Raw genomic sequence first — 417 nt, 5'->3', positions numbered from 1 at the left:
ATGCCTTGGCAATTGATTGAAGTTGAACGATATTCTCCTCCGACAGTTGATGAATAAAACGAGAAACCATCGACTGTGAACCTAAGGTCGTTTTATTTAGCCCCTGCTGAAAAACTGGATCGTGACGCAGCCAATTGGCTGAAGAATCCGTTGAGTAACCGGCTATTAACTGCACAAGAACCTGCATAAATAAATCAATATAGTCATGTGTACAATAGTTTCTTGAATCGTCAATATGCAATAACTCGTTAACCAGCTCTTTGAACTTGATCTTATGAAAAAATTCAAAGAGTAAAAGGAGACCGGAATCATTGGATAATTGACCGCCATCGTTTGACATAACCAAATGGGGATTGAATTGTAGTTGCTTTTCTTGTAAAGTTGACATTGAGCACACCTCTTGTTTTTGTTGTTTTG

The 417-nt window shown here is 38.1% G+C and carries 1 protein-coding gene; it reads right to left on the bottom strand.

The features are described from left to right. Positions 1-388: transposase (locus tag ACYQ2O_RS12865; protein WP_459796792.1), on the bottom strand; the 388-nt coding region annotated here is incomplete at its 3' end. Positions 389-417: the final 29 nt, after the last annotated feature.

Source organism: Alkalibacterium sp. m-11, from assembly GCF_054658155.1.
The sequence above is the reverse complement of the archived record's forward strand: the minus strand, read 5'-3'. Positions and strand labels throughout refer to the sequence as shown.